The organism is Microtetraspora malaysiensis (assembly GCF_001528665.1).
GTDB classification, from domain to species: Bacteria; Actinomycetota; Actinomycetes; order Streptosporangiales; family Streptosporangiaceae; genus Microtetraspora_A; species Microtetraspora_A malaysiensis.
This window is the reverse complement of sequence record NZ_BBYJ01000006.1, coordinates 500,396-525,259: the sequence shown is the minus strand read 5'-3', so window position 1 is coordinate 525,259 and position 24,864 is coordinate 500,396. Positions and strand designations below refer to the sequence as shown.

General features: G+C 71.4%; 25 protein-coding genes and 1 pseudogene. 11 read left to right on the top strand and 15 right to left on the bottom strand.

Going from position 1 to position 24,864, the window contains the following annotated elements; genetic code table 11:
- Positions 1 to 86: 86 nt before the first annotated feature.
- Positions 87 to 275: pseudogene (locus tag AWQ71_RS44600) on the top strand (type II toxin-antitoxin system Phd/YefM family antitoxin); the annotation flags it as partial.
- A gap of 60 nt (positions 276 to 335) precedes the next feature.
- Here the strand turns inward: AWQ71_RS44600 and AWQ71_RS07765 are convergent.
- From AWQ71_RS07765 to AWQ71_RS07750, 4 genes are all read right to left on the bottom strand, one after another.
- A complete protein-coding gene (locus AWQ71_RS07765; RefSeq protein ID WP_084258690.1) occupies positions 336 to 749 on the bottom strand; it encodes a type II toxin-antitoxin system VapC family toxin in 414 nt (137 codons plus the stop codon).
- Entirely contained in the window at positions 746 to 970 is a 225-nt protein-coding gene (locus AWQ71_RS07760; RefSeq protein WP_067128771.1) for a FitA-like ribbon-helix-helix domain-containing protein, read from the bottom strand. Before AWQ71_RS07760 ends, AWQ71_RS07765 begins: the two co-directional genes overlap by 4 nt.
- A gap of 340 nt (positions 971 to 1,310) precedes the next feature.
- Positions 1,311 to 1,643, bottom strand: a complete 333-nt coding sequence (locus tag AWQ71_RS07755; RefSeq protein ID WP_067129076.1) for a putative quinol monooxygenase — start codon at positions 1,641 to 1,643, stop codon at positions 1,311 to 1,313.
- A 348-nt stretch (positions 1,644 to 1,991) separates the two neighbouring features.
- Positions 1,992 to 2,687 (bottom strand): 4a-hydroxytetrahydrobiopterin dehydratase, encoded by a 696-nt coding sequence (locus tag AWQ71_RS07750; protein ID WP_067128768.1) that lies wholly within the window; start codon positions 2,685 to 2,687, stop codon positions 1,992 to 1,994.
- 322 nt (positions 2,688 to 3,009) lie between these two features.
- Between AWQ71_RS07750 and AWQ71_RS07745 the strand changes: the two genes are divergently transcribed.
- Positions 3,010 to 3,864 (top strand): alpha/beta fold hydrolase, encoded by an 855-nt coding sequence (locus AWQ71_RS07745; RefSeq protein WP_067128765.1) that lies wholly within the window; start codon positions 3,010 to 3,012, stop codon positions 3,862 to 3,864.
- A 47-nt stretch (positions 3,865 to 3,911) separates the two neighbouring features.
- On the opposite strand, the gene AWQ71_RS07740 is transcribed toward AWQ71_RS07745, so the two are convergent.
- The gene (locus tag AWQ71_RS07740) at positions 3,912 to 4,928 is read right to left on the bottom strand and encodes a serine hydrolase domain-containing protein (protein WP_067128762.1); all 1,017 of its coding nucleotides are present in this window, start codon (positions 4,926 to 4,928) and stop codon (positions 3,912 to 3,914) included.
- Positions 4,929 to 4,992: 64 nt separating this feature from the next.
- Positions 4,993 to 5,787 carry an alpha/beta fold hydrolase gene (locus tag AWQ71_RS07735; protein WP_067128759.1) on the bottom strand — a complete coding sequence of 265 codons (795 nt, stop codon included), beginning with the start codon at positions 5,785 to 5,787 and terminating at the stop codon, positions 4,993 to 4,995.
- A 298-nt stretch (positions 5,788 to 6,085) separates the two neighbouring features.
- On the opposite strand from AWQ71_RS07735, the gene AWQ71_RS07730 reads away from it, so the two are divergent.
- Entirely contained in the window at positions 6,086 to 8,533 is a 2,448-nt protein-coding gene (locus AWQ71_RS07730; protein WP_067128757.1) for a M14 family metallopeptidase, read from the top strand.
- Between the two features lie 149 nt (positions 8,534 to 8,682).
- On the opposite strand, the gene AWQ71_RS07725 is transcribed toward AWQ71_RS07730, so the two are convergent.
- The 6 genes from AWQ71_RS07725 to AWQ71_RS07705 form a co-directional block, all read right to left on the bottom strand.
- Positions 8,683 to 9,438 carry a lysophospholipid acyltransferase family protein gene (locus AWQ71_RS07725; RefSeq protein WP_067128754.1) on the bottom strand — a complete coding sequence of 252 codons (756 nt, stop codon included), beginning with the start codon at positions 9,436 to 9,438 and terminating at the stop codon, positions 8,683 to 8,685.
- An 84-nt stretch (positions 9,439 to 9,522) separates the two neighbouring features.
- Complete coding sequence (locus AWQ71_RS07720; protein ID WP_067128751.1) at positions 9,523 to 11,295, bottom strand: thiamine pyrophosphate-binding protein; 1,773 nt, start codon at positions 11,293 to 11,295, stop codon at positions 9,523 to 9,525.
- A complete protein-coding gene (locus AWQ71_RS41440; RefSeq protein ID WP_157570229.1) occupies positions 11,292 to 11,432 on the bottom strand; it encodes a hypothetical protein in 141 nt (46 codons plus the stop codon). Before AWQ71_RS41440 ends, AWQ71_RS07720 begins: the two co-directional genes overlap by 4 nt.
- Before the next feature lie 104 nt (positions 11,433 to 11,536).
- The gene (locus AWQ71_RS07715) at positions 11,537 to 12,151 is read right to left on the bottom strand and encodes a phosphatase PAP2 family protein (RefSeq protein ID WP_157570228.1); all 615 of its coding nucleotides are present in this window, start codon (positions 12,149 to 12,151) and stop codon (positions 11,537 to 11,539) included.
- Positions 12,148 to 12,585, bottom strand: coding sequence for a hypothetical protein (locus tag AWQ71_RS07710; RefSeq protein ID WP_067128745.1), 438 nt, complete (start codon positions 12,583 to 12,585; stop codon positions 12,148 to 12,150). The genes AWQ71_RS07715 and AWQ71_RS07710 overlap by 4 nt, the downstream gene beginning before the upstream one ends.
- Positions 12,582 to 13,022, bottom strand: a complete 441-nt coding sequence (locus AWQ71_RS07705) for a helix-turn-helix domain-containing protein (RefSeq protein ID WP_067128742.1) — start codon at positions 13,020 to 13,022, stop codon at positions 12,582 to 12,584. Before AWQ71_RS07705 ends, AWQ71_RS07710 begins: the two co-directional genes overlap by 4 nt.
- Before the next feature lie 484 nt (positions 13,023 to 13,506).
- Between AWQ71_RS07705 and dhaK the strand changes: the two genes are divergently transcribed.
- From dhaK to AWQ71_RS07690, 3 genes are all read left to right on the top strand, one after another.
- On the top strand, positions 13,507 to 14,499 hold the full coding sequence (gene dhaK, locus AWQ71_RS07700) for a dihydroxyacetone kinase subunit DhaK (RefSeq protein WP_067128739.1): 993 nt from the start codon (positions 13,507 to 13,509) through the stop codon (positions 14,497 to 14,499).
- 27 nt (positions 14,500 to 14,526) lie between these two features.
- Entirely contained in the window at positions 14,527 to 15,180 is a 654-nt protein-coding gene (dhaL, locus tag AWQ71_RS07695; protein WP_245658160.1) for a dihydroxyacetone kinase subunit DhaL, read from the top strand.
- A 63-nt stretch (positions 15,181 to 15,243) separates the two neighbouring features.
- Positions 15,244 to 15,618 carry a PTS-dependent dihydroxyacetone kinase phosphotransferase subunit DhaM gene (locus AWQ71_RS07690; protein ID WP_067128736.1) on the top strand — a complete coding sequence of 125 codons (375 nt, stop codon included), beginning with the start codon at positions 15,244 to 15,246 and terminating at the stop codon, positions 15,616 to 15,618.
- Positions 15,619 to 15,712: 94 nt separating this feature from the next.
- Here the strand turns inward: AWQ71_RS07690 and AWQ71_RS07685 are convergent, their stop codons facing one another.
- Complete coding sequence (locus tag AWQ71_RS07685) at positions 15,713 to 16,213, bottom strand: hypothetical protein (protein WP_067128733.1); 501 nt, start codon at positions 16,211 to 16,213, stop codon at positions 15,713 to 15,715.
- A 573-nt stretch (positions 16,214 to 16,786) separates the two neighbouring features.
- Positions 16,787 to 17,041, bottom strand: coding sequence for a Smr/MutS family protein (locus AWQ71_RS07680; RefSeq protein WP_067128731.1), 255 nt, complete (start codon positions 17,039 to 17,041; stop codon positions 16,787 to 16,789).
- Between the two features lie 244 nt (positions 17,042 to 17,285).
- On the opposite strand from AWQ71_RS07680, the gene AWQ71_RS07675 reads away from it, so the two are divergent.
- The gene (locus AWQ71_RS07675) at positions 17,286 to 20,627 is read left to right on the top strand and encodes a S8 family serine peptidase (RefSeq protein ID WP_245658159.1); all 3,342 of its coding nucleotides are present in this window, start codon (positions 17,286 to 17,288) and stop codon (positions 20,625 to 20,627) included.
- A gap of 116 nt (positions 20,628 to 20,743) precedes the next feature.
- Here AWQ71_RS07675 and AWQ71_RS07670 read toward each other — a convergent pair whose 3' ends face one another.
- A complete protein-coding gene (locus AWQ71_RS07670; RefSeq protein ID WP_067129066.1) occupies positions 20,744 to 21,172 on the bottom strand; it encodes a CBS domain-containing protein in 429 nt (142 codons plus the stop codon).
- Between the two features lie 212 nt (positions 21,173 to 21,384).
- On the opposite strand from AWQ71_RS07670, the gene AWQ71_RS07665 reads away from it, so the two are divergent.
- The 4 genes from AWQ71_RS07665 (at position 21,385) to AWQ71_RS07650 (ending at position 24,860) form a co-directional block, all read left to right on the top strand.
- Positions 21,385 to 22,776 (top strand): aminopeptidase P family protein, encoded by a 1,392-nt coding sequence (locus AWQ71_RS07665; RefSeq protein WP_067128729.1) that lies wholly within the window; start codon positions 21,385 to 21,387, stop codon positions 22,774 to 22,776.
- 69 nt (positions 22,777 to 22,845) lie between these two features.
- Complete coding sequence (locus AWQ71_RS07660; RefSeq protein WP_067128726.1) at positions 22,846 to 23,508, top strand: 4'-phosphopantetheinyl transferase family protein; 663 nt, start codon at positions 22,846 to 22,848, stop codon at positions 23,506 to 23,508.
- 73 nt (positions 23,509 to 23,581) lie between these two features.
- Positions 23,582 to 24,055 carry a MarR family winged helix-turn-helix transcriptional regulator gene (locus AWQ71_RS07655; protein ID WP_067129063.1) on the top strand — a complete coding sequence of 158 codons (474 nt, stop codon included), beginning with the start codon at positions 23,582 to 23,584 and terminating at the stop codon, positions 24,053 to 24,055.
- Between the two features lie 133 nt (positions 24,056 to 24,188).
- Positions 24,189 to 24,860: an LppX_LprAFG lipoprotein gene (locus AWQ71_RS07650; protein ID WP_245658158.1), complete on the top strand. Its 672-nt coding sequence runs from the start codon at positions 24,189 to 24,191 to the stop codon at positions 24,858 to 24,860.
- The last annotated feature ends 4 nt before the right edge of the window (positions 24,861 to 24,864 follow it).

Genomic DNA, 24,864 nt, shown 5'->3' with positions numbered 1-24,864 from the left:
CCCGGATCTCACCTCGAGATCCGGGCCCGCTTCGTTTTATTCAGGCGACGGGCTCCCGGCCTCGGCTCGGCAGACAACTTGTGCCCATGGAGCTCATTCCGATCGGCGAAGCACAGGACCGGCTTACCGAGCTGGCCGACCGCGCCGCCAGGGAGCACAACCGTTTCACTCTGACCCGGAGCGGGCAGCCGCATGCCATGCTCCTATCAGTAGCCGAGTGGGAGTCCCTGCAGGAGACCCTGGACGCCCTCGCCGACCCTGAGATGCGCGCCGACCTGGTGGAGGCCGCCACGTGCTCGCCCCCGGCGGAACCGGAGGTCAGCCGCGTCGCGGCCTCACACCGACGGAGGCGGATAACGGTGGATCTCCGCGCGATGCCCTGTCGAACCAGCGAACTTGGCGTCATTGGTGAGCAGCGGCACGCCGAGCAGCTCGGCGAGCGCGATATACATGCCGTCGTACGCGGTGACGTTGTTCCTGAGCTCCAACACGCGCGTCTGCAGCGGCGCCATTGGATGCCGGACGATTTTGAGCTCGGCATAGCGCTCCAGCATGACCCGAGCACGCGCCTCCGAGATACGCACCTCGGGCTTGCTCGTGATCACGTGCCCGCGCACGGCCGAGGCGATCTCCACATCGATCAACGCGGGCGCGTGCACCTTGCGGGCGAGTCTCTGCCGGAGAAGGTCGTCACCCTTGATGTTCGCCAGCAGGCGGAAAACGATCGAGGCGTCGACGACCAGGCTCACCGGCACCCCTCTCGCAGGGTCTCCCTGACGAAGTCAGGGTCGTAGGCGATCGGCTCGTCGGTGGCGATTTTGTCCATCACCTCGTCCAGGGTGGGGCTGCTGGCCTCTTCGTTCAGAAGATCCCGCACGTACGCGGTCAGCGACTTACCCTCGCGCTCAGCCCGCGCCTTGAGCGTCCGCTCGGTCGCATCCGGGACGTCTCGAATCTGAATGGTGCCCATGCAGGCACAGTAGCATGCAACATGCATGCATATCTCATAATCCTCTGAAACGAGAAACCCAGACCGTCACATGCTGAGAGCGAAGGCGCCAGCTCAGCATGCGCTGCTCGGCCGCGTCGTCATGGAACACCTCGACCAAGACGTACTCGCTCGGATCTTCAACGAGCCCGGGGAGATCAGTAAGGGATATCCGCCTCTTCGCCGACCTCCATGATCCTCCGGCGGCCCTCGTTTCGACGCTCGCGACAATCCTGGAACTCCAAAGCCTCCGTAAGGCGGACAGACATTGACCTCACATGAGGGACGGCGGGCCCGGACGGATGCCGTCCGGGCCGGGGAGTCAGCCCCGCTCCGGCACGGCCATTTCGCCGAGGAGGGACCAGTCGTTCTGCGGGACCGTGGTGTTGACGATCCGGGGCGTCTCAGCGAGGTACGGCGGCAGGGTCCGCTGGGCCTCCCTGAAGTGCTCCGACTGAACGTGCGCGGCCCCGGCCGCGTCGTCGCGGAACGCCTCAACAAGGACATACTCGTTCGGGTCGTCGACGCTGCGCGACCAGTCGAACCACAGGCAGCCCGGCTCCTGGCGGGTCGCCTGGGTGAAATCACCGCTGATCTCGGGCCACCGGTCGGCGTGCTCCGGCAGCACTCGGAACTTGGCGGTAATGAAGATCATGCAATCCGTCCCCATGAATAGCGGCATCGGCGGCGAGCCGATCTGAACCGGCCGACCATACCAATTCGCGTACGGCCGGGCCGTCCCACGATGCCCAAGGACACTGGACGTCCCGGCAAAGGGACCGCGGTCGCCGGCCCTGGCGTTCGCCCCCGCGGTCGTCCGCGTTTGTCCTGGCCGGTAACCATCCGATCAGACCCCGGCACGATGAGCGGCGATCGTTCCGGCTGGGACCACCAGGTCGAACCACAGCCGCTCGCGTCCCGGGCGGCCCCGTCCGGATGCCCCCGTCATGCGCCCGGCGCGGCGAGTGGCATGCCCGGCCACATCTCCGCTGTCAACGAACGGCTATGAGCCGTCGCGCCCCTGCCAGGTCGTCACGCAGGCCTCGTTGCCCTCGATGTCGGCGAGTACCCAGAAGGCGGGGGCACGGGACGCGGACAGGAGTCGGCCACCTGCGGCCAGCGCGGCCTCGATCCGCAGGGAAGCCTCGTCGTGCGGGACGCAGATGTCGAAATGGATGCGATTGCGTTGTGAGCGCGGCTGATCCATCTGCTGGAACCAGATCGCCGGGCCCTGCCCGATCGGGTCGATGACCGGATCCTCGGGACCGTCTGCCCCCGCCTCATCGGCGTAGCCCAGCACCGCCTTCCAGAATGGCCGGATCGCCGCGATGTCGAGCGCGTCGATCGCGATCTCCAGGATCTGGACCGACCGCGATGCCCCCGTGCCGATCTCGGGTTCCGCCCGTAGTCCGCCCTCATGCATGGCGGCGGAGATCCGATGCGCGAGATCGACGTCGCGAGCGGTCAGCCCCGCCAGGTCCAGCGACTGCAGGGTGAGGACGACCCGGTCTGGCCGGAGGTCGACGCGGAGGTGCCGATCGGCGTCGTCACCGCACACCTCGACCGCGCTCGCGGCCACCTCGACCGCCCGAGCCAGCGACCCGACCGGGACCGACGTGCGCAAAGTGCCGAGCAGATAACGCCATCCCAGGTGGCTGACCGCATCCGAGGCTTCCCGGCGGCTCAACTTCTGTTCCATGCCGGAATTCTCGCGGCCCCATCGGGCTTCCGCACCGCCGCCGAAGTCGGGAACACGCCTGTGCAGGCGTGCACAGGACGGAACGCAGGCGTGTGCACGACCGCACGCAGGCGTTGCAGGACCGCACGCAGGCAGGACCGCACGCAGGGGTGCGCAGGAGACACGCAGGCGTCGGCGACCAGGGGCATGAGGCGTACCTCGCGGAACTCACGCCGTCTTCGCGGAACATACACCGTGCGCCCTGCGGATCATGTCGTCGGACGAGCGGAACGCCCGGGTAGCGGCGTTTGTCGCGGCGGGGAGCCACCGGGATACTGACCGGATGTTCAGCGAGATCATGGTCTCCGTCTCCGCGCAGCCCCGTGTCGAGCTGTTCGTCGCGCGGACGGCCGGGCCCGCCGAGCGCACGTTGCTCGTGATCCACGGGGGCCCCGACTGGGACCACAGCTACTTGCGCGTCCCTCTCGGCGAGCTCTCCGGCCGGCATCGGGTGGTCCTGCCGGACCTGCGCGGCTGCGGACGCTCCAGCCGCGACCTGCCGGACGACCAGTACACGCCCGACGCCGCCGTCGGCGACCTCGTCGCCCTGCTGGACGCGCTGGGCGCCTCCCGCGTCGACGTGCTCGGCTTCTCCTACGGCGGCCTGCTCGCCCAGCGGCTGGCGCTGGCCGCGCCGCACCGGGTTCGGCGGATGGTGATCGCGTCCAGCAGCGTCCTCCCCGTGCCTCCCGACGCGTTCGCGGGCTGGCGGGAGCGCGAGGAACGGCGCGCGGACGAGGCCCGTGTGTGGTCCGATCCGACGCTGTCCGGTCCGGAGTTGACCCGCGCGGCGGCGTTCGCCGGGGCACGCGCGAACGTCTGGCGCGCGGAGGCGCTGCCCGGCTATCTGGAGCGCCTGGAGGCCGTCCGTTTCTCCGCGGAGTGGATGCGTCCCTGGCAGGCCGGCACGCTGCCCACCGCGCGGCCCAACGACGCGGTACGGCGGCTCGCCGCCACCGGGACCCCCGTACTGCTGCTGCAGGGCCGGCAGGACATGACCTTCCCGGCGGCCCTGGCCGTCGAGGCCGCCGCCTCGCTGCCCGCCGCGCGGGTCGTGCTGATCGACGAGGCCGGGCACATGGCCCATATCGATCAGCCTCGCGCCTGGCTGGACGCCGTCGTCGACTTCCTCTCCTGACCGACACCCCACCTGGCCGGCAGATCAAAGGACCGCCGGATCGGGTGTCAGGAGGTCAGGGACGGCAGGAGCACCTCGTCCAGGACGGCTCGGGCCGCCGCGTCCTGCTCGCCCCCGTTGTACATGCCCGCGGTGACGGCCACGACGAGGTCGAGATCGGGGAAGAGGAAGAGCCGCTGGCCGCCGTTCCCCACGGCCATGGCGCGCCGGAGGGACGGCTCCTCCGGACGGTCGGGCCCCACATGCCACAGGTAGCCGTAGGAGAACCCGTCCCAGGTGGGCACGCGCGGCCGCAGCATGTCCGCGATCCAGGAGGCGGGGATCACCTCCGCGTCGAGCACGGCCTGGCCGATCCGGGCGAGGTCGCGCGGGGCGAGCCGCAGCCCGGAGGCGGCCGACGCCACGCCGTCCTCCCCCGCCATCCACTCGAAGGACGTGATGCCGAGCGGCGCGAAGAGCGCGTCGCGGGCGAACTCCTCCAGCGGACGGCCGACGCCGCGGGCGATGAGCCCGCCGACGAGGGCGGCCGCGCCGCCGCTGTAGGACCACCGCTTCCCCGGCTCCTCGACGATCGGACATTCCAGGACGAACCGGTAACGGTCCTCGGCCATCTCCATGGCGATCTCGGAGTTCTCCGGCCCGGTGTACGGTGCGCTCTCGTCCCATTCGAGGCCGAGGGTCATCGTCATGGCGTGCTCGACGGTGAGCGCCGCCCGCCCGGGGTCGGCGGCGAGGTCGGCATGCTCGGGGAAGTGCCGCAGGATCGGTTCGCCCGGCTCCGGGACCAGGCCCGCGGAGAGGGCGACGCCGTACAGCAGGCCGACGACGCTCTTGGTGACCGAGCGGATGTCGTGGCGGGTCTCGGGGCCGAAGTCCACCACGCCGAGCGACGTGTTCCAGGCGTAGTCCTCGCCCCTGCCGTAGCGCTCCAGGACGAGGCGGCCGCGCCTGGCGACCACGACGCCGTGCAGGCCCGGCGCCCGGCCCTCCTCGATGAGGGCGTCGAGCCGCTCGGCGAGATCGGGGGCGAAGCCCGCCGCTCCAGGGTCGATCCGCTGCCACATGGGATGCCTCCAATTCGGGGGAAAACGGAATTTCGCCACCCGATGTCCGATCCGGGCGCATCCGTCACAGTGCGGCGAGGAACTCCCGGACGGCGTCGGCGAAGCCGTCGGGGTCGTCGTCGTGGACCCAGTGGCCGCAGCCGGGGAACTCGCGCAGCACGGTGCCGGGGCGGCGCTCGGCCATCTCGACGGCCATGGCGGTGGGCATGACGAAGCTGTCCCGCCCGTGGACGAGCAGGGCCGGGCAGGTGGAGGCGAGCCAGTCGGGCCACCAGTCGCCGATCAGCGCCCGCTGGGACTCCATCATGTCGGCGGGGTCGAAGAGGAAGCCCCAGCCGTCGGGGTGCTCGGCGGCGCTCTCCAGGAAGTAGCTCGCGTCGGGGATGCCCCGCGACTCGACCTCCCGGCGCAGCCCGGTGAGCGTGGCCGCGCGCCGGGGCCAGCCGCTCACGTCCAGGACGGGGTTCGGGGCGTCCGGCGGCCGGTTGAGCGCGCCTCCCTCTTCGACGACGAGCGCGCGGACCAGGTCCGGGTGCCGGGCGGCGAGCCGGAAGGCGACGACGCCGCCCATGGAGTGGCCGAGCACGGTCACCGGGCCGAGGCCGAGGTCGCGCAGGAACGCGGCGGCGTCGGCGACGTAGGCGTCGGGTGTGAAGTCGCCGTCCCGCTCGCTGTGGCCGTGGCCGCGCTGCTCCAGGGCGATCACGTGGTGGCCGGGGGCGAGGGCGGCGGCGAGCGGCGCGAACATGCGAGCCCGCCCGAAGTGGCCGTGCAGCGCGAGCACCGGCTCTCCCGGCCCGCCGAAGTCGAGGTATGCGAGGCGCAGTCCGCGCACGGCCGCGTGGCGTTCGGCGGGCATCGCCGTCCTTCCTCTCCCGGGCGTCCCCGATGTCCGCGCCGTCCTGTCCCGCGCGGCCGGAACAGCCCCCGAAACGGCCAGCGTAGTGGGCCACGCCACAGCGCATCCGAATTTCTGCCAATTAGGGCGATTTATCCCTCAAAATCCTGAATATCAGCTCATAACAGCAAAAGCGATATAACACGGTGATATCAGGGTGTTGACTGCAATATGTCGCCGATCGAGACTTCTTCCACTCGCGTGCGCCCGCCGGGCTGACCCCCTACCCGGACGGAGCACGCCGGAGAAGGAGTCTCTGATGAGGAGTCCTCTGGACCGCAGGAGGGCGCGCCGCGTCGCGGTCGCGCTCGCTCTGCCCCTGGCACTCACCCTGAGCGCGCTCCCGGCGCTCGCCGAACCCTCCCCCTCCCCTGGCGAGATCGTCCCGGACCGCCAGTCCACCACCGCCCAGAACGGCGTCGCGCTGATGCGGATCGTCGTCCCCGACCAGGCGGACGTGGACCGGCTGAACGCGATGGGCGTGGACCTCGCCGAGTACAAGAAGCCCCTGGACAACGGCATCGAGATCCACGCCGTGCTCAGCCCCGACGAGGCACGCCGCCTGCGCGACGAGGGCTTCGACGTCCAGGGCGTGATATCCGACCAGACCGACAACACCGAGAACCTGGCCGAGCGGACCGAGGCGCTGCGGTCGGCGGCCGCGGCGACGGCCGAGACCGACACGCTGTCCCCGCTGCGCGCCGAGTGGTTCACCAGCCTGGACGACCAGCGCTTCCTGTCCGTCGAGGTGAAGTCGAGCGCCACCGACGCGCAAACCGTGCTCACCGTCACCTGGGACAGCGGCCCCGGCACCGCACCCGACTCCGGCGGCTCCGCCACGATGTCGCGGTTCACCGACGCCGGGGAGTACATGTACCACCGCTTCAGTACTCCCCTGTCGATCACGCAGGCGCCGACGACGGCCACGATCACCAGCAACCGCGGCGGCTCCGTCACGGTTCCGGTGACCAAGTGGCTGGGGCAGCCGCGCAAGCCACCGGGCAAGCACTACGTCGCGGACTTCGTCGACCACTACATGGACCCGACCGAGGTCACCGACCGGATCACCTCCCTGGCCCGCGAGTTCCCCAAGCTCGCGGAGATCGTGGACCTGCCGTACAAGACGAACGGGTACCGCCGGGCCGCGCAGGCGCAGTTCGGCACGGTCGCGGCGAGCACGCTGTACGCCAGTTCCAAGGCGTACGGGCACGAAGGCGGCAACGACGTCAGCGTCGCGCTGGCGAAGCCGCAGGCCGCCTCCTCCCCGCTCGGCGTCTCCGTCACGGGCAAGGACATCGTGGTCAACCTGGCCACGGACGCCGCGGGAGCGGTGTCCAGCACGGCCAAACAGGTCGTGGACGCGATCAATGGCGACGCGGCCGCGTCCGCGCTCGTGAGCGCCGCGACGTACCGGGGCAACGCGGGCACGGGCCTGGTGGCCGCCGCACCGGCGACGCGGCTGACCGACAACCTGAAGGCGCCCGCCTCCGTCTCGCGGGAGCCGTTCCAGATGAAGGCGCTGCGCATCGGCAAGCAGCGGGACGGGGCGAAGACCGGCGTGTTCCTCTACTGCCAGGAGCACGCGCGCGAGTGGGTGACCCCGCTGACCTGTGTGGAGACCGCGGAGCGGCTGCTGCGCAACTACGCCGGGGACTCCGACACCAAGAAGCTGGTGGACGACCTCGACATCTTCATCCTGCCGACGGTCAACCCCGACGGCGCGCACTACTCGTTCTACGACTACAACATGCAGCGCAAGAACATGATCAACTACTGCCAGGCCAACTCCGCGGACCCGGCCTCGCGGAACTCCTGGGGTGTGGACCTGAACCGGAACTTCTCGGTCGGGTCGATCTTCGACGGGTACAGCGGCGCCTCGACGACCTGCACCGGCGAGACCTTCGCCGGTCCGGCCGAGCTGTCCGAATCCGAGGCGAAGAACGAGGTGTGGCTGACCCAGAAGTTCCAGAACATCAAGTTCGCGATGAACACGCACTCCTACGGCGGCTACTTCATGTGGCCTCCGGGGGCGTACAAGACGGCCGGGCGTGAGCTGCTGCCGCGGGTGGACTACGGCACCGAGAACTTCTTCTGGAACGCCTCCAGCCACATCCTCTCGGCCGTGCAGACCTGGCGCGGCACCGCGATCTGGCCGGGACGCACCGGGCCGGTCCCGGACGTCCTCTACTCGGCGGCCGGGAACAGCGCCGACGAGCACTGGTACAACCGGGGCATCATCGGCTGGGACTTCGAGGTCGGCGCGGACGTCTACGACCCGGCGACCAAGCGGTTCCAGGCCGTGGGCTTCCAGCCGGCGTTCGGCGAGGGCCATGAGGAGGCGATGGAGTTCTCCTCCGGGCAGGTCGCCATCCTCGAGGTCGCCCGCGGGTACGCGAACGACCACAAGCAGCCGTCGTCCGAGCTGAAGATCATCGGGAAGGGCGCCGACTCGACCTCGTTCACGTTCGCCGTGGACGAGCCGGCCAACATCTACTACACGCTGGACGGCAGCCGGCCCACTCTCTCCTCGCCGAAGCTGACGGCGGCCGGGATGCGTGAGGGGGCGCAGCAGATCACCGTCGGCACGACCACCGAGGTGCACTGGTTCGCCGTAGACATCGCCGGCAACACCGAGAAGAACTACAAGCCGGACGGCAACGGCAAGAACTACAACAAGGCCAGGGTCGTGGTCGGCGACGGCCGCTGACCCCATACCCGGTACCCACCGGATCCGCGGACCCTCGGGCGGCCCTCACCGGCCGCCCGGGGGTCCGCCCGCCTCATGTGCTGTCCGCCGGCGTTCACCCGGGATCGAGGGAGCGGAACGAGCGAAGTGGCCGCCCCGGCCGAGGCACGCTAGACGCCCGTGTCGGGCTCCACGCGGCGGGCCCTGGCGGAGGTGTCGAGGGCGGCGGCCTCCTCGGGGGTGGGGGCGGTGCCGCCGAGGTGGGCGGGCTGCCACCAGACGCCCGGCGGGATCTCGGGGTAGGTCCGCTGGGCCCGGTCGAGCAGCTCTGACATCCGCTGCCGCAGCTCCGCCGTGGTGTCGGCGAGCGGTGTGCGCGGCTCTGGGCGCATCGGCTCGCCGACCAGGATCGTGACGGGTACGTGCCGCTGGAGCAGCCTGCGCGGGCGGCCCTTGGTCCAGAGCCGGTGCGGGCCCCACACGGCGACCGGGATCAGCGGGACGCCCGCGTCGGCCGCCATCCGGACCGGGCCGTTCTTGATGTCCTTGATCGTGAACGACCGGCTGATCGTGGCCTCGGCGAAGTTGCCGACGATCTCGCCGTCCTTCAGCGCTCGCACCGCCGCGCCGAAGGCGCCCGCCCCGGCGGAACGGTCCACCGAGATGTGGTGCATCCCGCGCATCAGCGGCCCGGCCACCGGGTTGGCGAAGACCTCCTTCTTCGCCATAAACCGGACGAGCCGCCGCGAGGGCCAGGCGGCCAGTCCGGCGAAGATGAAGTCGAGGTAGCTCACGTGGTTACTGGCCAGCACCGCGCCGCCGGTTGTGGGCACGCGTTCGGCGCCCTCGATGCGGATCCTGAGATCCAGCGCCTTGAAGACCACGAGCGCGGTCCGGATCACCGGGGGATACACGATCTCAGCCATGACCGAACGGTAACCTACGCGACCGTAACCTCCTGATCCGGCCCCTCACGAGGGCCCCGCCCGCCGGGGGCGGGGCCGTCCAGTTCAGTGTGCGCGGAACGCCTCCTCCAGCCACCACGCGCCCCGGTCGCGGGTCACCTTCGCGTGGACCACCAGGGGCGCCTCGCGCGGTCCCTTCAGCCATTCGGCGACCCCCGCCAGATCGGCCCGCTCGCGTACGGTCACCGTCTGGCAGCCGAAACCCCTGGCGATGGCCGCGATGTCGGCGGCCGGGAAGGTGACGGTGTCCAGCGGATGCCCCTCCGGGCCGAAGTGGTGGACCTCCGCGCCGTATCCCTCGTCGTCGTAGACCACGACGATCATCGGCAGGCCGAGCCGTACCACGGTCTCCAGCTCGGCGACGCCCATCAGGGCTCCGCCGTCGCCCAGCGCGGCCACCGGCAGGCGGTCCGGGCGGGCGAGCGCGGCACCGATCGCGGTGGCCAGGCCGAGGCCGATCGACTGGAACGCCTGGGTGAAGCAGAAGCCGTTCGCGTCCGGCACCGACAAGAACATCGTCGGATATCCCATGAAATTTCCGGAGTCCACGGAGACGATCCGCTCGGCCGGCAGCAGGTCGTCCAGCTCGATCGTGAGCGTCCGCGGGTCGATGCGCCCGCCCCCGCTCTCGTCCTGGTACGGAACGTCCCGCCAGCGGATCTCCTGCGCGACCCGGACGGCCAGCTCGGGGCTTCGGTACCCGTCGCGGGGCGCGCCGAGGGCCTCGGTCACGGCCCGCGCGGTCTCCGCCGCGTCGCCGATCACGCCGAGATCGACCGGCCGGTGCGCGCCGAGCGCGTCCGGATCGATGTCGACCTGGACGACGGTCGCGTCCGGGCCGATCAGCGAACCGTGCCGGGTGGTCCACACGTTGAGCCCGCAGCCCCAGGCCACGACCAGGTCGGCGCCGCGGATCAGCTCGGCCGCCAGCGGAGAGGCGAAGCCGCCGCTCACGTCCAGGTCCCACCGGCTGCCCCGGAACAGCCCGCGCGCGACCGCCGACGTGGCGAGCAGCGCGCCGGACCGGTCGGCGAGCACCTCGATGTCCCGGCTCGCGCCGCGCGCTCCCCGCCCGGCGACGAAGACCGGGCGCCGCGCGGCGGCGATCAGGCGGATCAGCTCGCTCACGGAGTCGGCCGGGGCCGGCCCCGTCGCCGCCGGCTCCGCGAGGTCGGAGGACACCGGGTCGGACGGCTCGCCTCCTCCGTCCCCGAGGTCGCGCCACGCGCGGTCCCGCAGGTCGCGGACGGCGGCCCAGGCCCGGCTCCCCTGCTCCCCCGCGTCGGCGATCCGGCTCGACCGCAGCTCCCGTACGGCCTGGGCGACGTCGTCGGGCAGGACCGCGCCCTGCACGTCGAGGGGAAGGTTGAGCAGGACGGCGCGGCGGCCGAGCAGCGCGGTGAGGAAGGCCAGGACCGTGTCCTCGACGACGCTCTCGGCCGAGTCGACCCGGGCGGCGAGGGCGCCCACGGCCGACACCAGCCCCGGCTGGTCGATGCGGAAGTTCGACCGCGGCGCGGTCGCCTCCCCGGCCAGCACCAGCAGCGGGGTGCGGCTCTTGGCCGCCTCGGCGATGCCGGTCAGCGCGTTCGTGAGGCCCGGCCCCTGGTGGACGCTGAGCACCGCCAGGGAGCCGCTCATCCGCGCGTACGCGTCGGCCATGGTGGCCGCGCCGCCCTCGTGGCGGGCGGCCACGAAGCGCACGCCGTGCTCGGCGAGCGCGTTGGTCACGTGGAAGTTGCCGCTGCCGACGACACCGAAGGCGGTGTCGACTCCGAGCGAGGCGAGGACCGCGCCCACGGCCTCGGCGACGTTCACCGCGCCACCGGGGCGACGACGCGGGCCGGGCTGCCGGGGCCGCCGCCGGGCAGCGGGCCGTGCTCGGCCTCCCGGGCGGTGACGTGCTCGACCTCCACGCCTCCGATGCCCTCCACGAGATCCCGCACCACTGACATGCGCCCGCCTCCCATCCGTCGCAGATCTCCAGAATCCTCCTACACCCGCCGTCGTGCGCGCCAGATCATCCGCGCTTCCGCCCGGTCCGTACGGAGGCCGCGGATCAGCCGATCAGGGCGTAGACGGGCCAGCAGACGGCCGTCCCGGCGACCGCGCCCGCGGCGACCTGCGCGGGCGTGTGGTCGCGCAGGACGATCCGCGACCAGCCGACCAGGGCCACGAGCGGCCAGCAGGCCCACGCCCACGCGCCGAACTCCGCCGTGAGGATGGACACGGCTCCCGCCACGGCGGCCGCGTGGAAGGAGATCTTCCATACCCGGGTGATCGGCAGCATGACCACGCCCATGCCGAGCAGCGCGATCTGCACCGCCAGGACGGTGTTGGGCGCACCCGCCAGCACCAGCACGAGGATGCCGCCGAGCACCAGCGCGATGCTGAGCGCAAGGGGGACCAGCCGCTGCTCACGGCGGGTGATGTGCCGGTCGTTCGCCTGCCCGCGCGCGACGCGCCACAGCACCAGCGCGTACGGCAGGACGCCGCCCGACACGGCGGCGAAGAGGCCCCACAGGAGCCCGGTGGCGGCCGGATGGGACTGGTGCCAGCCCACCACCGCGGGAAGCGGGATCACCACGTGGAAGGGGCTGAGGACCTCGGTGACGAGCCGGGCGAACCGGGACTCGCCGGCGCGAGGCCGCGCCGCCTTCGCAGCCATCGTCACCGCGTTCCTCCGTCGCTCGCCAGGGCGCTGCGGCGTACCAGGGACGAGGACGCCAGCGCGCGGCTGACCCCGGACAGTATCGCGATCTCCTCCGCGACGGTCCCGCCGCCGCGGAGCCGCACCCGTCCCCGGTCCGGTGGCACGGCCGGCTCCCCGAAGCGCGCCGAGTCGATCATGATGCCGACCAGGTACACGAGGTTGTAGCCGACGTTGACCAGGCTGACCGCGGCGGCCGTGCCGACGAGGCTGATCCCGGTCCGGAACGCGCTCGGCCTGACCCGGCGCCGGTAGCGCAGGCTCATCATCGCGAGTTCGACGGCGGCGACCCCGAGCACCCCTTCGAACACGGCGAAGTATCCCGCCGCGGGCATGTCGTCGCGCAGGTCGGCGAACTCGCCGACGGCGTCCCGGTGCGGACGTGGGCCGCGTGTCACGGGCGGCCCTGACCGTCCTGGTCCGGCGGGGACGCGACGCCGAGCGCCTGCCGAGCGGCCCGGACGAGCGTCAGGAAGCCGTCCAGGCTCTCTTCGGGCAGCGTCGCCATGTGCGCGGCGATGTCACGGACCTTGCTGTTGCGGAAGGCGATCAACGCCGCCATGGACTCGTACATCTGCTCGCCGGCCACGTCGTCCACGAAGTAGGTCACCGGAACGCCGAAGAACTTCGCAATCGCGGTGAGATGGCGGAGAGACGGCTCCTCGGTGACATCCCTCTCGATCTTGGAGAGCGAGGCGGCGCTGAGCGTCACCTCGCCGCGCGACGCCGCACGAATGCCGGCGGAGATCTCCTGAAGGCTGTAGGGCCTGCCGCCCTCCTTCAATTTCGTCTCACGCAGCCGGACGAGTTTCTGCCCGTACGTGGGGCGCGACACAGGGTGCCTCCAGCATGACATCGGCGCGCATCGAACATGTTGCGCGCCTTTGCTCCAAAGGTTGACAAACAGATCATCCCATTGGCAAGGTCTTGCCGATCATCCGTTAACTCAGCTTCGGGCCTCATCGACCGAAAGCGCGCCCCGGTTAACGACCTGGTGCCGGAGGGCGTGCCGCACGGCCACGCCAAGTCGATTGGACGCCGGAGTTGCCCGATCACGAAACAGCGGACATTCCGCAATGCGATCACCGCCATTCCGGCCGGCCGGATCGCGATCACCCCGCGTTCGCCGACGCCTGCCGCTCCGCGGAGCGGTTCATACGGCATTGGTCGCGCGCGGACTGCCCTCTCGGCCAGCCGGCACGCGACGGAACCGCGGGCTGAGATGCATCGCGGTCGCCTTGCGCCGGGAAATCGAGGCGTGCCGTCCCGCGCGACCGGGCAGGCGTAAAGGAGACGGCCCCCCACACGAGGACGGCGACATGAAGAAGCTCATCAACGATGTCGGCTCCGTGGTCACCGACGCCTTGCGGGGCGTCGCGGCGGCGCACCCCTCGCTCAAGGTGGACGTCGAGCACAAAATCATCTTCAGGGGGGACGCGCCCCGGCCGGGCAAGGTCGGACTAGTCTCCGGAGGCGGCTCGGGCCACGAGCCGCTGCACGGCGGCTACGTCGGATACGGCATGCTCGACGCCGCCTGTCCCGGCGAGATCTTCACCTCGCCTGTCCCCGACCAGATCGTCCGGGCGACGACCGGCGTGGACGGCGGCGCCGGCGTGCTGCACATCGTGAAGAACTACACCGGCGACGTGCTCAACTTCGAGATGGCGGCCGAGCTCAGCGGCGACGAGGGCGTGGAGGTGACCCGGGTCCTGGTCGACGACGACGTGGCCGTGCGGGACTCGCTCTACACGGCCGGCCGCAGGGGCACCGGCGCCGCCGTCTTCGTGGAGAAGATCGCCGGTGCGCTGGCGGAGGCCGGGGCCCCGCTGGCCGAGGTGGCCCGAGCCGGCAGGGAGGTGAACGACCGCAGCCGCTCCTTCGGCGTCGCGCTGAGCGCCTGCACCACCCCCGCCGCCGGGAGGCCCACGTTCGAGCTGGGCGAGACGGAGATCGAGCTGGGCATCGGCATCCACGGCGAGCCGGGCCGCACCCGCGCCGCGCTCCGGGAGGCGCGCGAGCTCGTCCGCATCGCGATGGACGCGATCGACGATGACCTCCCGCTCTCCGGTGAGACCCTGGTCATGGTCAACGGGATGGGCGGCACGCCGCTCATGGAGCTGTACATCGTCTTCGCCGAGGTGGCCGCATACCTGGAGGAGAGGGGCGCGACCGCCGCGCGCCGCCTGGTCGGCAACCACGTCACCAGCCTCGACATGCAGGGCTTCTCGGTGACCACGTGCGCGCTGACCGACGAGCTCACCCGGCTGTGGGACGCTCCGGTGGAGACACCGGCGCTGCGCTGGGGCCGCTGACCGACACCCGACCCTCAGGAGTCCCCCTTGGACACGCGGTTCTTCGTCATCTGGATGGAGGAGATCACGGCCGCCGTACGGGCCGGTCGCGACCATCTCACCCGGCTGGACGCCGCCATCGGCGACGCCGACCACGGGACCAACCTCGACCGGGGCTTCGCCGCCGTCGCCGAGGCGCTGGCCGCCCGCCCGCCGGATACGCCGGGCGGCGTGCTCGTCCTAGCCGGGTCCACGCTGATCCGCAAGGTCGGCGGAGCCTCCGGCCCCCTGTACGGCACCGCCTTCCGTGAGATGGGCAAGGCGCTCGGCGACGCCGCCGACGTGTCGGCCGCCGATCTCGCGTCCGCGTTGGAGGCGGGGGTCGCGGGCGTACGCAGGCTGGGCGGCGCGGAGGAGGGCGACAAGACGATGGTGGACGCGCTGGCCCCGGCCGCGCGGGCGATGGCGCGCGGCGTGGGCGGGGGCGGCGATCCGGAGGTGGCGTTCGCGGCGGCCGCGGCGGCGGCCGAGGAGGGCGCGAAGGCGACGGTCCCGCTCGTGGCGCGCAAGGGGCGGGCCAGCTATCTCGGGGCACGCAGCACCGGGCACGAGGACCCGGGGGCGGCTTCGACGGCGCTCATCGTCGGCGCGCTCAGGGCCGTCGCGGCCCGCCGCTCGCCGCGCCCGAAGAGCCGCCCCTGAACGGGAGAGCACGACCGTGGGGCAGACCCACGGGAACGCGGAAGGAGCGCACAGGAGACTGCGATGGTGGGCATCGTTCTCATTTCACACAGCCACGGTCTGGCCTCGGAGGCGGCCGAGCTGGCCAGGAGCGTCTGCGGCGTGGACGTGCCGGTGGCGGCGGCGGGAGGCGCGGACGACGGCGGGGTCGGCACGAGCGTGGACAAGGTCGCGGCGGCCGTCGACGAGGTGGACCAGGGGGACGGCGTGGTCCTGATCCCGGATCTCGGCAGCTCGGTGCTGACCGCGCGGCTCCTGGAGAGCCCCGGTTCCGTGGTGATCGCGGACGTGCCGTTCGTCGAGGGGGCCATCTCGGCGGCGGTCGCGGCCGCGGGCGGCGCCTCGCTTGAGGGCGTGCTCGCCGCCGCGGCCGAGGCCCGTTCCTTCCGAAAGCTGTGACCCCGGGCCTACCGGCCCCCGCCGCGAGCGGTTTCAACGGGCGGACCATGCCTCCGCGCGGTCACCGGCCGGGCACATTCGGCGTGGAGCCGGCTCAGCCGACCTTCTCGGCGACAACCACCGCGATCTTGGCCGCGGTGTCCTCACCGACGTCACCCGAGGTCACGACGAGGGCCGAGACGTCCCCCTTGCTCGCGACGCAGACCGTCGCGGCATCCGTGCCACGGGCGCACTGGGCGCCGTTGACGTTCTTCGGCTCTGCCCCACCACCGGCGGCGGAGAGCATCGAGGACCCGGTGATGTCGAAGGCCTCGCCCTTGCCCGCGAGGGCCATGGCGAACCCACTGCCCTCCTCCGCGACGTAGCAGTACGAACCGATCTTGCCGTCCCCGGAAACGTCGTTCATGGCGCCCCCTCCGAGGCTGCACGCGAACCCGGTCACGCCACCCTTGCTGAGTTTGAGACCGTCGATCGTCTGCGGCAGCTTGTCGGATCCGGGCGACCCCTGACCCGCGACGTCGTTGACCTTCTTCGCCAAGAACAGGCCACCGGCGACGGCGCCACCGATAACCAGGACCGCGATGACTCCGGCCACCGCGAGCGCGATCAGGCAGCCCCTGGACAGGCCGCTTTTCGGCCTCGCCGCCGGTGGCGGCCCCCAGGCGGGCTGGGCAGGCCCCGGCTGGCCCGGCTGTTGACCCCAGGCGGGCTGGGCAGGACCCGGCTGGCCCGGCTGCTGTCCCCAGATGGGCTGGGCAGGTCCCGGCTGCTGACCCCAGGCAGGAGGCGGACCGCTGTCCGGACCGTCCGACCGACCTGTCGGTTGCTCGCTCATCCGTCTCTCCGCCTTTCGCGTAAAGGAAAGGCCGCCCCCTCGGCACGGCCGAGTATGGCAAGACGCCCGCACGGTGAGCAATATCGCCGATCCCCGCTGCGAGCTGACCGAGCTGACCGGGCTGGCCTGGCGTCCCGGACGCGGGGCTCCCGCCGGGCCCCGCCAGGCCCCGTCGTGGACAGCCGGGACCCGGGCGGTCCCCTCGGCGCGGACCTGGGGCGGACCTGGCGCGGATCAGCCGACCGCGCGGCGGCCGGGCACCGTACCCCCGAGCCCGCCGAGCCCGCCGAGCCCGCCGAGGCAAGGGTTACGCCTGGTAGACGCCTCGTGCGCTCATTTCCACTGGAAGTACACGAACAGCCGGCCGTGGTTCTTCGCGTCCTTGTCGATGCGGTGATAGAGCGCCTTGATCTCTTTCTGCTCCAGGAACCGCAGCACCTTCTTCTTGAGCTGGCCCGATCCCTTTCCGGGGATGATCTCTACCTGTGTCGCCTTGATCCGTACCGCCTCCTGGATCACTCCGTGCAGCGCCCGGTCGATCTCGCGGCTGTTGTTGTAGATGTCATGGAGATCAAGTTTGAGCTTCACGAGATCGAGTGTACGACTTGGCAACTTCCACCCAAGGAGCCACATAAAGTCGGCATAAATAGTGATCTATACCTATTTTTGATCTCTAGTTAGACTCCCAGTCAGGCCCAGCCGCCTTGCGGGGCGGCTGGCCGCTTGTCGCCCGAGGGGGAGGGTCGTGCGCCTTCCCGCGCGTTCAGGGCGGCGGTGCACGACACCCACCTCACGGGCGGCGATCAGCGCAGCGCCCTCATGGGAGGTGTTCGTGCCAAGGAAGACTTCGTCCACCTACTTACGCCTGGCCGCCGTCGCGAGCGGTCTCACACTCGTCGCGGCCACGGTTCCCGCGGCGTCCGCGACGGCGGATCCCACCCCCGACCCCACCGGATCCTGGTCGGCCACCGCGCTCACCGCGGGTGATCACGTCCAGGGGGCCAAGTCGCCGAGCGGGCGGCTGGCCAAGAGCGACGCGCAACTGCTGACGTCGCGCTCGTCGGCGCCGGTGAGCGTCGTCGTGAAGCTGGACTACGACTCGCTCGCCGCGTACCAGGGTGACCTGCCGGGCCTGCCCGGCACCAGCCCGTCGGTCACCGGAAAGTCCCTCGATCTCAAGAGCGCCGACGCGGCCAAGTACGGCAAGCACATCGAGGAGGTCGAGAACGCCTTCCTCGGCGAGCTGTCCAAGAAGATCCCCGACGCCAAGGTGGGCCAGCGGCTCCGCACTGTGTACGGCGGCGTGGCCCTCACCCTGCCCGGCGAGAAGGCCGCCGAGCTGGTGAAGCTCCCCGGGGTCGCGGCGGTGCAGCAGGACAGGCTGGAGCAGCCGCTCACCGACTCCAGCGCCTCGTTCATGGGCGCCGACGCGATATACAACCGGCTCGGCGGGACGAAATCGTCCGGCAAGGGCGTGATCGTCGGCATCCTCGACTCGGGCGTCTGGCCCGAGCACCCGTCGTTCGCCGACCCGGGCAACCTGCCCGCTCCCCCGCCCAAGGCCGACGGCACCCCGCGTACCTGCTCCTTCGGGGACAACCCGCTGACCCCGACAGCGGACGTCTTCGTCTGCAACAACAAGCTGATCTCCGGCCAGCCCTTCCTCGCGACGTACAACGCGCAGGTGGGCGGCGAGGTCTACCCCGACAGCGCCCGTGACTCCAACGGCCACGGGACGCACACCGCCACCACCTCGGCCGGCGGCCCGGTCGAGCACGCGGACCCGCTCGGCATCGACCGCGGCGCGATCCACGGTGTGGCGCCCGCCGCCCACGTCGCGGCGTACAAGGTGTGCGGCGCCGAGGGCTGCTACCAGTCCGACTCCGCGGCCGCGGTGGCCCAGGCGATCGCGGACGGCGTCCGCGTGATCAACTTCTCGATCTCCGGCGGGTCGGACCCCTACAGCGACGCGGTCGAGCTGGCGTTCCTCGACGCGTACGCGGCGGGCGTCTTCGTGTCCGCCTCGGCCGGGAACTCCGGCCCGGGCGCGAACACGACCGACCACCGCAGCCCGTGGGTCACGACGGTGGCCGCCTCGACCCAGTCGCGCACCTTCCAGTCGACGATCACCCTCGCCGGCGACGGCGCGACCGCCACGATCAAGGGCGCGTCGATCACGTCGGGCGCGGGGACGCCGCTGCCGATCGTGCTCGCCTCGGCCCCGCCGTACAGCGACGCGCTGTGCGTGCGGACGCCTCCGGCCGGGCTGTTCACCGGAAAGATCGTCGCCTGTGAGCGGGGGCCGAACCGGGTGCTCAAGGGCGCCGCGGTCAAGAAGGGCGGCGCCGCGGGGATGATCCTTTACAACTCCTCGCCGCTCGACGTGATGACGGACAACCACTGGGTGCCCACCGTTCACATCGACAAGCCGGAGACCGACGCGCTGCTCGCCTTCGTCGCCGCCCACGCGGGCGCGACGGCGACCTTCACGCAGGGCGAGAAGGCGACGTGGCAGGGCGACGCCATGACCACGTTCTCCTCGCGCGGCCCCGGCGGCGACTTCCTCAAGCCGGACGTGACCGCGCCCGGCCTGCACATCCTCGCCGGCAACACCCCGACACCGGAATCAGAGCTTGAAGGTCCGCCCGGCAACCTGTACCAGGTCATCGCCGGCACATCGATGTCGTCGCCGCACGTGGCGGGCGCCGGGGCGCTGATGGCGGCCCTGCACCCGGGCTGGACGCCCGGCCAGATCAAGTCGGCGCTGGAGACGACGGCCACGACGAAGGTCACCAAGCAGGACCGGACCACGCCCGCCGACCCGTTCGACTACGGCGGCGGCCGGGTCGACCTGTCCAAGGCCGCCGACACCGGGCTGACCCTTGACGAGACCGCGGCCAACTACGCGGCCTCGGCGACCGACCCGATGGGCCGGATCGACCTCAACCTGCCCTCGGTGAACGCGCCGATCATGCCCGGTGTGATCACCGCGAAGCGCACGCTCGTCAACACGACGAACAAGACGGTCGTCTACCGCGCGAGCGGCAGCACGGTCAGCGGGGCGAGCATCACGGTGTCCCCGTCGGTGTTCAACGTCAAGCCCGGCAAGAGCGCCACGATCACCATCGTCATCGCCGCGCCGGACCTGCCCGAGGGGCAGTACTTCGGCCAGGTGGACCTCAAGCAGGTCAACGGCGACCGGGCGCAGCACCTGCCGGTCGCGTTCTACCGTCAGCAGGGCGCGGTGCCGATCGACCAGACCTGCGCGCCCGACACGATCGTGAAGAACACCGGCGTCTCCACCTGCACCGTGTCCGTACAGAACAACACCCTGCAGAACACCGAGGTCACCGCGGTCAGCACGCTCAGCACGAAGCTGAAGGTCACAGGGGCCACCGGCGCGACCCTGACCGGGAACCGCGTCGTCACGGCGAAGACCACCCTCGCGGGGCGGCAGCCCGACCGGCCGGGCATCGCTCCGGGGGCCAACCCGGCGGGCGGCTGGCTCCCGCTGGCGAGCCTCGGCCTCACGCCGACGCCGATCGGCGACGAGGAGGCGATCAACTTCACCGTCCCGGCCTTCGTCTACGCCGGCAAGACGTACACGCGGATCGGGGTCGTCTCGAACGGCTACACCGTCGCGGGCGGCACGACCGGTTCGGCGGACATCGCGTACGCTCCGCAGACGCTGCCCGACCCGACCCCGCCCAACAACGTGCTCGCGCCGTACTGGACCGACCTGGACGGCCGCGGGGCGCCGGGCGTGTACGCGGGGACGCTGACGGACGGCGTCCACCGCTGGCTGGTCATCGAGTGGCAGGTCCGCCTGTACGGGGACAGCGCCGTACGGGTCTTCCAGCAGTGGATCGGGGTCAACGGCACCGAGGACATCAGCTTCGCCTACAACCCGGCCGCGCGTCCGCCCTACCCGGGTGACGACTACGGCCTGACCGTCGGCGCGGAGAACGCCGACGGCACGGCGGGCGGCCAGATCACCGGCGCGCCCACCAGCGACTACCGGATCACCAGCACGCCGGGCGCGCCCGGCGGGGCCCTGACCTACTCGTTCACGGTCACGGGCTCGTCCGCCGGCACCGGCGAGGTGACGACGGCGACCTCGACCCCGCAGGTACGCGGCGTCACCGTGGAGGTGGACAAGATCACCGTCAAATGAGGTGTCTCGCGGTCCGGCCGCCCGGCCGGACCGCGAGACCGGACCCGGATCCCGTCCGGCGAGACGAGGAGGGGCCCGGCGCGCGCCGGGCCCCTCCCCTTTCCGATCGGGCCGGGTCAGCCGCGGATGTAGCCGACCAGGGCCTCGTTCTCCGTCTCCAGATCGTCGATGGAGCTTTTGACGACGTCGCCGATGCTGACGATGCCGGCGAGCCGCCCCTCGCGGACGACCGGGACGTGCCGGACGCGGTGGTTCGTCATGGTGCGGCGGAGCTCGTCCACGTTCGCCTCGGGGGTGCAGGTGTGGACCTCGGTCGTCATGATCGCGGACACGGGGAGGTCGAAGACCGCGGCGCCGCGGTCGGCCAGCCGGCGGACGACGTCGCGTTCGGAGACGATGCCGGTGATGGCCAGGCCGTCCTCCGAGACGACCACCGCCCCGATGTTCCGCTCCGCCAGGACGGCCAGCAGTTCGGTGACCGTGGCGTCCGGCGGCACGGTCACCACGTCCGTACCCTTGCGCCGCAGAACAGTTCTGATCAGCATCGGCACCACCTCGGCTCCGGCCCGGCATGTTTTCCCTGACCATTGCCCTCGACACCCTCCCCCTATGCGCGTTGCGGATCAGTGACGCCCGGCCGCGGCGGGACCGAGCCCCCGCCGGAGAGCGGTCCGGTCTCGATGGAGGACAATCGGGTGACCAGCGCCCAAGCAGTAATGTGTGAAATACCACCATTGCCCGCCACCCGGAGACAACGATGACGGACAAGCTCAACACCGGAAGCCACGACCTTCCGATCACCGAGGCCCTCGCGGAGTTCATGGCGACCGGCTGGGCCGACACCAGCCGGACCGACGCGCATCCGCTGCCCCTCGCCGCGTACACCGCCAAGCGGCGGGTCGCGCTCGCCTCGCGCTTTCCCGGGGAGCGGCTGGTCATCCCCTCCGGGACGCTCAAGGTCCGCAGCAACGACGACGACTACCGGTTCCGGGCGCACAGCGCGTTCACGTACCTGACGGGGGCTCAGGAGCCGGACAACGTGCTGGTGGTCGAGCCGTCCGGCGCGGCGCGCCTCTTCATGCGGCCGCGCTCGCCCCGCTCCGCGGGGCAGGAGTTCTACCGCGACCGCCGGTACGGCGAGTTCTGGGTGGGCCGCCGCCCCGACCTCGCCGAGGCCGAGGAGCTCCACCAGATCGAGTGCGTCCACATCGACCGCCTGCCCGACGCGCTCTCCGGGCCCGCACGGGTGCTGCGCGGCGTGGACGGCTCGATCGACGCCCTGGTGTCGCCCGGGGAGGGCGACGGCGAGTTCGCCACGTTCCTGGCGGAGATGCGGCTCGTCAAGGACGAGTGGGAGGTCGCGGAGCTGCAGCATGCGGTGGACGCCACCGCCCGCGGCTTCGAGGACGTGGTCCGGGCGCTGCCCGCGGCGATCGCCCACCCGCGCGGCGAGCGGTACATCGAAGGGATCTTCGGGCTGCGCTCCCGGTTGGAGGGCAACGCGGTCGGCTACCAGTCGATCGTGGCCTCGGGCGCGCACGCCTGCGTGCTGCACTGGATCCGCAACGACGGGCGGTTGAACCCCGACGAGCTGCTGCTCCTGGACGCGGGCGTGGAGAGCGACAACCTCTACACCGCCGACATCACCCGCACGCTGCCGCTGTCCGGCCGGTTCAGCCCGCTGCAGCGGCAGGTGTACGACCTCGTCCTGGCGGCGCAGGACGCGGCGATCGCGACCCTGCGTCCGGGCGCCCGGTTCCGCGAGTTCCACCTGACCGCGATGCGGGTGATCGCCGAGGGCCTGCACGACTGGGGCGTGCTGTCCAACCCCGACCTGGAGAGCGGCCTCTACCGCCGCTACACCCTCTGCAGCAGCGGGCACATGCTCGGCCTGGACGTCCACGACTGCGCGGGGGCGCGGGCCGGCACCTACCTCGACGGCGTGCTGGAGGAGGGCCAGGTGCTCACCGTCGAGCCCGGCCTCTACCTGCAGCCCGACGACCTCACGCTGCCGCCCGAGCTGCGCGGCATCGGCGTGCGCATCGAGGACGACCTGGTCATCACCGCGGACGGGGCGCGTCTCATGTCGGCGGGCCTGCCCAGGCGCGCGGACGAGATCGAGGCGTGGATGGCCGGGCTGCTCGGCTGACCCCCGGCCCGGCCGAACAGGACGCCCGCGATTTACGCGTTGGTCACCATGCTCGAATAAGGTGAGGCCGTGCGCTCCCCCCTGATCTTCGCCGGCCACACCGACGAGGTCCTCGACATGGTCGGGGGGACGCTCACGGACGCCGAGCGGGCCCGCGCCGACCGCTTCAACCGCGAGCAGGACCGGCTCGACTTCGTCGCCGCCCACCTTCTCGTACGGCACTGCGCGGCCGAGTTCCTCGGCACCCGCGCCTGCCTGCTCACGCTGGTGCAGCGCTGCGAGCAGTGCGGCGGGCCGCACGGCCGGCCGGAGTTCGCGGAGGAACCGGACCTGTCCGTGAGCATGTCCCACACCAGGGGGTATGTGTGCGCCGCGGTGGGGCACGGCCGGGTCGGCGTGGACGCCGAGCACGCCACGGAGGGTCCGGCCGACCAGAGCCTGGCCGCCGTCGCGCTCAGCCCGGCCGAGGCCCACCTGGTGGGACGGGACAACCGCAAGCTCATCCGGCAGTGGGTGCGCAAGGAGGCCCTGGTGAAGCGGGGCGAGCTCACCCTCGACCAGCTGCGGGAGACCGACCTGTCCGGCCTGCCGTTCGACGACGACGCCGCCACCCTGGAGTGGGAGGGCAGGCACCTGCTCGAGTGGACGGCGGGCAGCGTCATCGCGGGCGCGATCACCGACAGCCCCGGCCGGCTGCGGCTCCTCGGCGGCCGGGCCGCAGCCCGGGTGTGACCCGACCCCTCGGGTCGTGCCGCGTGCGCCCTCGCCGCGGGACACGGGGCGGCATGATCTTATGCTGGTCGGCATGGACGACCCTCGCTGGCTCACCCCTCAGGAGCAGCGGGCCTGGCGCACGCACCTGACCGTTCACCGGCTGCTGTCCCACCAGCTCGACCGCGAGCTCCACGAGGCCGGTCTGTCGCTGAACGACTACGAGATCCTGGTCAACCTCTCGGAGAGCCCCGGGCGCCGGATGCGCATGAGCGACCTCGCCGACGCCACCGTGCAGTCGCGCAGCAGGCTCTCCCACCAGATATCCCGCATGGAGGCGGCCGGGCTGGTAACGAGGGAGCACTGCGAGGACGACCGGCGCGGCACGTTCGCCGTGCTCACCACCCTGGGCTGGGAGACCATCCAGCGGGTCGCGCTGAACCACGTGGCGGGCGTGCGCCACCACTTCATCGACCGGCTCACCGCCGACCAAGTCACCGCCCTTGAGACGATCTACGCCCCGATCGTGGCCCACCTCCAGCGGGTCCGCTCCGGAAAGGCCTCCTGACCGTCGCCGCCCGGCGACCTGGGTACGCCAGCGTTGGCCGTATGCCGGATATGCCGGCCGCAGTCGGGCATGGTGCCAAACCGATACGTCGCGACCCCGCGCCGGGCGCGGCCCCGATCGCTACGATCCGCGTGTGACAAGACTCCTGACACGACGCCTGGCAGGCACCGTCTGGCTCGTCCTCGCCGTCCTCCTGGTGCCGGCCTGCGGCGGGTCGGCGGAGGCCGGCCTGCCCGCCGGGCCCGACCTGATGAAGAAGGCCGCCACGGCGATGGCGGCGGTCGAGACGGTCGCGTTCACCATCGAGACCGAGGGCAATCCGTCCGTGACGGTCAAGCACGCCGAGGGCAGCCTCACCAAGGAGGGCGACGCGAAGGGCACCCTCCAGATCGACATCATGGGCTCACTCCAGGAGCTGGAGTTCGTCCTGCTCGGGGACGCGGTCCACTTCAAGGGCCCGACCGGCGGCTTCCAGCGGATGACCCGCGAGGAGCTCGCCGCGCTCTACGACCCCTCCGCGGTGCTGACCGGGCTGCCCGCGCTGCTGTCCGGCGCCGTCGACGCGCGGACCGAGGCCGTCGAGAAGGTCGCGGGCACGGACGCCTACCGCGTCCCGGTCACGCTCTCCCAGCAGATCCTGGCCAAGCTGATCCCCGGCATCGCGCAGGGCGTCAACGGCACCGTCTGGCTCGACAAGGCCACCGGACGGCTGCTCAAGATGGACCTCCCGCTCACCGGAGGCAAGGTCGTCGTGAACCTCTCCGACTACGACGCGCCGGTGACGATCACGCCGCCGGCGTCCTGACCGC